This is a genomic window from Allobosea sp. CER48, from assembly GCF_044752385.1.
Classification (GTDB): Bacteria; Pseudomonadota; Alphaproteobacteria; order Rhizobiales; family Beijerinckiaceae; genus Allobosea.
The window spans coordinates 1-5,621 of record NZ_JBIWYK010000203.1; the positions used below are offsets into that span (position 1 = coordinate 1).

Sequence of the window (5,621 nt, forward strand, 5' to 3'; positions counted from 1 at the left end):
TGCCATGACAACGACGACGTCCTCAGCCGGCGCGGCCCCCGCAGCCGGCGCTAAACCGTTCTATTCCAGCTTCGGCTTCCAGGTTCTGGCGGCGATGGTGGTCGGGCTCGCGCTCGGCTGGATCGCGCGCGAGATGGGCCCGGTTGCCGCCGGCCAACCCAATTGGCTCTCGACCACGCTCGCGACGATCGGCTCGATCTTCGTGCAATTGCTGCAGGCGCTGGTGCCGCCGCTGATCTTCACGGCGATCGTCGCGTCGATCAGCAATCTCCGGCAGCTCTCGAATGCCGCGGCGCTGGTCTGGCAGACCCTGCTCTGGTTCGCCGTCACCGCCTTCATCGCCGTGCTGATCGGCATTGCGCTCGGCCTCATCATCCAGCCCGGCATCAATGCCGGCGTGGCCGCGGCCAGCGCCAAGGCGCCCGGCACGGTCGGCTCCTGGCTCGACTTCCTGAAGGGGCTGGTTCCCGCCAACATGCTCGGCCTGCAGGCGACGACGCGGGTCGATGGCGGCGCCGCGACCACGCGCCTCGGCTTCAACGTGCTGCAGCTCCTCGTCATCTCGATCGTCGTCGGCGTCGCCGCGCTGAAGGTCGGCGAGCGCGCCAACAGCTTCCTGGCCTTCAACGAGTCGCTCCTGGCGATCGTGCGAAAGATCCTGTGGTGGGTGATCCGGCTGACGCCGATCGGTACCATCGGCCTGCTCGGCAATGCCGTGGCGCAGTATGGCTGGCAGACGCTGGAGCAGCTCTCCTGGTACGCCTTCGCCGTCTATCTCGGCCTCGCGATCGTGCTGCTCGTCGTCTATCCCGCGCTGCTCGTCCTGCATGGGCTGTCGCCGACGCGCTTCTTCGCGGGCGCATGGCCGGCGATCCAGCTCGCCTTCGTCTCGCGCTCGTCGATCGGGACGCTGCCGGTGACCGAAGCCGTGACCGAGAAGAGCCTCGGCGTTCCCCGGGAATACGCCGCCTTCGCCGTGCCGCTCGGCGCAACCACCAAGATGGATGGCTGCGCCGCGATCTATCCCGCGATCTCGGCGATCTTCGTCGCGCAGTTCTACGGCGTTCCGCTTGGCATTCAGGAATATGTGCTGATCGTCTTCGTCTCGGTCATCGGCTCGGCCGCAACCGCCGGCCTGACCGGCGCGACGGTCATGCTGACGCTGACGCTCTCGACGCTGGGCCTGCCGCTGGCCGGTGTCGGCCTGCTGCTCGCCATCGACCCGATCCTCGACATGGGCCGCACGGCGGTGAACGTCGCCGGGCAGGCGCTGGTGCCGACGCTGGTCGCCAAGCGCCAGGGCCTGCTCGACCAGGCGCAGTATGATCGCGCCGGCGATATCGAGGTAATCGACGCCGCGGCGAAGGCGGCATGACGGCATAAGAACCACGCCGTCATCCCGGGGCGCCGCGAAGCGGCGAGCCCGGAACCCATCAATGCAGCACTCCCGTCATGGTCGGGCATGTCCCGACCATCCACGTCTTCGTCGATGCCGGGCCGTGTTCGAGACGTGGATGCTCGCCAGAAGGGCGAGCATGACGGCAAGCCCAATGCCTTGTCATGTGTTCCTGGCTCAGGCCTTCGGCCTGCCCCGGAACGACGGCGGCAGCACGCGTCTGGATGTCGCCGGATCTCAGCCCATCACCTTCGCCACGACCTGCCTCAACGCCGCGCCGTCGCGTTCGAGCCAGCCGGGCACCGGCAGGTCCTTCGAGCGCAGGAAATCCGGATTGAACAGCTTCGACTGATAGCGGGTGCCGTAGTCGCAGAGCACTGTCACGATGGTGTGGCCCGGCCCCATCTGCTTCGCCAGCCGGATCGCGCCAGCAACGTTGATGCCCGAGGAGCCGCCGAGGCACAGCCCCTCCTGCTCCAGCAGATCGAAGACGATCTGCACGGCTTCGGCGTCCGGGATCTGGAAGGCGACGTCGACGGGCGCATCGACCAGATTGGCGGTGATGCGGCCCTGGCCGATGCCCTCGGTGATCGAGGAGCCCTCGGCCTTCAGCGTTCCGGTCGTGTAGTAGGAATAGAGCGCGGCGCCCATCGGGTCGGCGAGGCCGATCGTGACCTTGGGGTTGCGCGCCTTCAGCGCCATCCCGACGCCGGCAAGCGTGCCGCCCGAGCCGACCGAGCAGATGAAGCCGTCGACCTTGCCGGCCGTCTGCTCCCAGATTTCCGGACCGGTGGTTTCGAGATGCCCCTGCCGGTTGGCGACGTTGTCGAACTGGTTGGACCAGACGGCCCCGTTCGGCTCGGTCGCGGCAAGCGCCTCGGCCAGGCGGCCCGAAACCTTCACATAATTGTTCGGGTTGGCGTAGGGCGCGGCCGGCACCTCGACCAGCGTCGCGCCGGCGAGCCGCAGCATGTCCTTCTTTTCCTGGCTCTGCGTCTCCGGGATGACGATGACCGAGCGATAGCCGAGCGCGTTGCCGACGAGCGCGATGCCGATGCCGGTATTGCCCGCCGTGCCCTCGACGATGACGCCGCCCGGCTTGAGCTGCCCCTTCGCCTCTGCGTCGCGGATGATGGCCAGCGCAGCGCGGTCCTTCACGGACTGGCCGGGATTCATGAACTCGGCCTTGCCGAGGATGGCGCAGCCGGTTTCGGCCGACGCCCTTTGCAGTTTGATGAGCGGGGTATTGCCGATCGCTTCGATGACGCCGTCGCGGATGGTCATGGTCGGATTTCCCAATTCGTCCCTGACCTGATAGAGCATTGCGCGAAAAAGTGGGAACCGGTTTTTCGCAGCAGCAATGCTCTAAACTTTTCGAATCGATCACGTTTTGCGCATGCGGACGGGAATGTCCGGATGCGTCGTGATCGAGCGAAAGCCTCGTTCCCGTCATCAGCAGGCCGGCGCCGCGCCGGAGATTGTCATCATGCCCGCCGCCCGCACGAATCCGCCGCAGGATTCCGCCCCGAAGCTCGCCATGAACGAGACATTGATCGTCGACCGCCTCGGCCAGCGTGGCGACGGCATCGTGCAGGGCGCCTCCGGCCAGATCTTCGTGCCCTACGCGCTGCCGGGCGAGACCGTGCGCGCGGTGGTCGATGGCGAGCGCGGGCAGCTCGTCGAGATCATCGCGCCGTCGGAATCCCGTATTGCCGCGATCTGCCCCCTCTTCACCCGCTGCGGCGGCTGCGCGGCGCAGCACATGGCGCCCGGCCTCTATCGCGAATGGAAGCGCCACCAGGTCGTGACCGCGCTGAGCCGCGCCGGAATCGAGGCACCGGTCGCCGATCTCGTCGATGCTCATGGCGAGGGGCGCCGCCGCGTGACCTTCCATGCCCGCCGCCAGGGCGAGGCGATGATCGTCGGCTTCATGGCCGCACGCAGCCACGAGCTGATCGCCGTGGAAACCTGCCCGGTGCTGGCACCGGGACTCGACCGGGCACCGGCCGTCGCGCTGATGCTCGCGAACCGGATGGGGGGCGCCAACAAGCCTCTGGATATCCAGGTCACCGCGTCGGAAGCCGGGCTCGACGTCGACATGCGCGGGCACGGGCCAATCGGCGACAAGCTCAGGTTGGCCCTGACCCAGCTCGCCGAACGGCTCGATCTCGCCCGCCTCTCCAATCATGGCGAGATCGTCGTCGAGCGACGTGCGCCGCTGCAGCGCATGGGCAAGGCGCTGGTCGCGCCGGCCGCAGGAGGCTTCCTCCAGGCGACGGCCGCGGGCGAGGAGGCCTTGGCCGGCCTCGTCATGGCTGCGCTGCCGAAGGGCAAGCGCGCCGCCGATCTCTTCGCCGGCTGCGGCCCGTTCAGCTTCCGAATCGCCGAGCGCATGCAGGTTCTGGCGATCGAAAGCGACAAGGCTGCGATGCTCGCCCTGGCGAAAGGCTTCGGCGCGACGCCCGGCCTCAAGCCGATCGCGACGGAGACGCGCGACCTGTTCCGTCGTCCCCTGCTGGAGCATGAGCTCAACGGCTTCGACGTGGTCGTGCTCGATCCGCCCCGTGCCGGGGCGGAGGCACAGGCGAAGCGCCTGGCCGCCTCCAAGGTCAGGGACGTGATCTATGTCTCCTGCGATGCCGGCAGTTTCGCGCGTGATGCTGCGACACTGGTTGCGGGCGGATATGCGCTGGAAGGCGTGACGCCGGTCGACCAGTTCCGCTATTCCGCCCATGTCGAGCTCGTCGGCGTGTTCCGGCGAGGCAGGAAAGGCTGAGGGCAGGGCTTCAGGATGAGCGCAATTCTTGATCGCATGGCCGGCATTGTCGGCGCGAAGAACGTCGTCACCGATGCCGACGCGATGGTGCCCTATCTCAAGGAATGGCGCGATCTCTTCCGTGGCAAGGCGCAGGGCATCGTGCGCCCCGGTTCGACCGCCGAAGTCGCCGAACTGGTGAAGCTCGCGGCCGAGACCGGCACGACGCTGGTACCGCAGGGCGGAAATACCGGCCTCGTCGGCGGCCAGATCCCGATCGCCGAGGGCAGGGAGGTCATTCTCTCGCTGCAACGCCTCGACAAGGTCCGCACCGTCGACACCGACGGCGACACCATGATCGTCGAGGCCGGCGTCACCCTGAAGCGCGCGCAGGATGCGGCCGAGGCGGCCGGGCGGCTCTTCCCGCTTTCGCTCGCCTCCGAGGGCTCCTGCACCATCGGCGGCAATCTTGCGACCAATGCCGGCGGAACCGCAGTCCTCGCCTATGGCAATGCCCGCGAACTCTGCCTGGGCTTGGAAGTCGTGCTGCCGGACGGGCGCATCTGGAACGGGCTGCGCCAGCTTCGCAAGGACAACACCGGCTACGACCTGAAGGATCTCTTCATCGGTGCCGAGGGCACGCTCGGCATCATCACCGCTGCGGTGCTGAAGCTCTTCCCCCTGCCGGCGGCGCGCGCGACGGCCTTCCTTGCCGTGCCGGACCCGGAAGCGGCGCTCGCGCTGCTCAACGCCGCCAAGGCCGGTGCCGGCGGCACGCTCACCACCTTCGAGCTGATGCCGCGCATCGGCCTCGACTTCGTCCTGCGCCATGCTGCCGGCGCGCGTGATCCGCTCTCCGAGCCGTCGCCCTGGTACGTGCTGATGGAGGTCTCGGCCCAGTCCGCGGCTGGGCTCGACGAGCATGTCGAGGCCTTCCTCGGCGACGCCCTGGAAAAGGGCATCGTCACCGACGCGGCGCTGGCTGGATCGCTCACGCAGCGCGCCGACTTCTGGAAACTGCGCGAGATGATGTCGGAGGTGCAGACCTATGAAGGCGGCTCGATCAAGCACGACGTTTCCGTGCCGGTCCACGCCACGCCCGAGTTCCTGAAGCGCGCGATCCCGGTGGTCGAGGCGATGGTGCCGGGCTGCCGGCCCGTGCCCTTCGGCCATCTCGGCGACGGCAACATTCATTTCAACGTCAGCCAGCCGGTCGGCGCCGACAAGCCCGCCTTTCTTGCGCGCTGGGCCGAGATGAACGAGGCGGTCCACGCCATCGTCACGGAACTGCACGGCTCGATCTCGGCCGAGCATGGCATCGGCCGCCTGAAGCGCGACCTGCTGCCGGGCGTGAAGGATCAGGTCGAGCTCGACCTGATGCGCGCCATCAAGCAGACGCTCGATCCGAAGGGGATTATGAACCCCGGGGCGATGCTCGCGCAGGGCTGAGTCGCCAGGCGCCAAGCTTGC

At 67.9% G+C, this 5,621-nt stretch carries 4 protein-coding genes; 3 read left to right on the forward strand and 1 reads right to left on the reverse strand.

Annotated features, from left to right (window positions below; translation table 11 throughout):
* Positions 1 to 4 precede the first annotated feature (4 nt).
* A complete protein-coding gene (locus ACIPIA_RS09385) occupies positions 5 to 1,375 on the forward strand; it encodes a dicarboxylate/amino acid:cation symporter (protein ID WP_400508846.1) in 1,371 nt (456 codons plus the stop codon).
* A 258-nt stretch (positions 1,376 to 1,633) separates the two neighbouring features.
* On the opposite strand, the gene ACIPIA_RS09390 is transcribed toward ACIPIA_RS09385, so the two are convergent.
* A complete protein-coding gene (locus ACIPIA_RS09390) occupies positions 1,634 to 2,680 on the reverse strand; it encodes a cysteine synthase A (RefSeq protein WP_400508840.1) in 1,047 nt (348 codons plus the stop codon).
* Between the two features lie 202 nt (positions 2,681 to 2,882).
* Between ACIPIA_RS09390 and ACIPIA_RS09395 the strand changes: the two genes are divergently transcribed.
* Both ACIPIA_RS09395 and ACIPIA_RS09400 read left to right on the forward strand, forming a co-directional pair.
* Entirely contained in the window at positions 2,883 to 4,172 is a 1,290-nt protein-coding gene (locus tag ACIPIA_RS09395; protein ID WP_400508842.1) for a class I SAM-dependent RNA methyltransferase, read from the forward strand.
* Positions 4,173 to 4,187: 15 nt separating this feature from the next.
* Positions 4,188 to 5,600, forward strand: coding sequence for an FAD-binding oxidoreductase (locus tag ACIPIA_RS09400; protein WP_400508844.1), 1,413 nt, complete (start codon positions 4,188 to 4,190; stop codon positions 5,598 to 5,600).
* Positions 5,601 to 5,621: the final 21 nt, after the last annotated feature.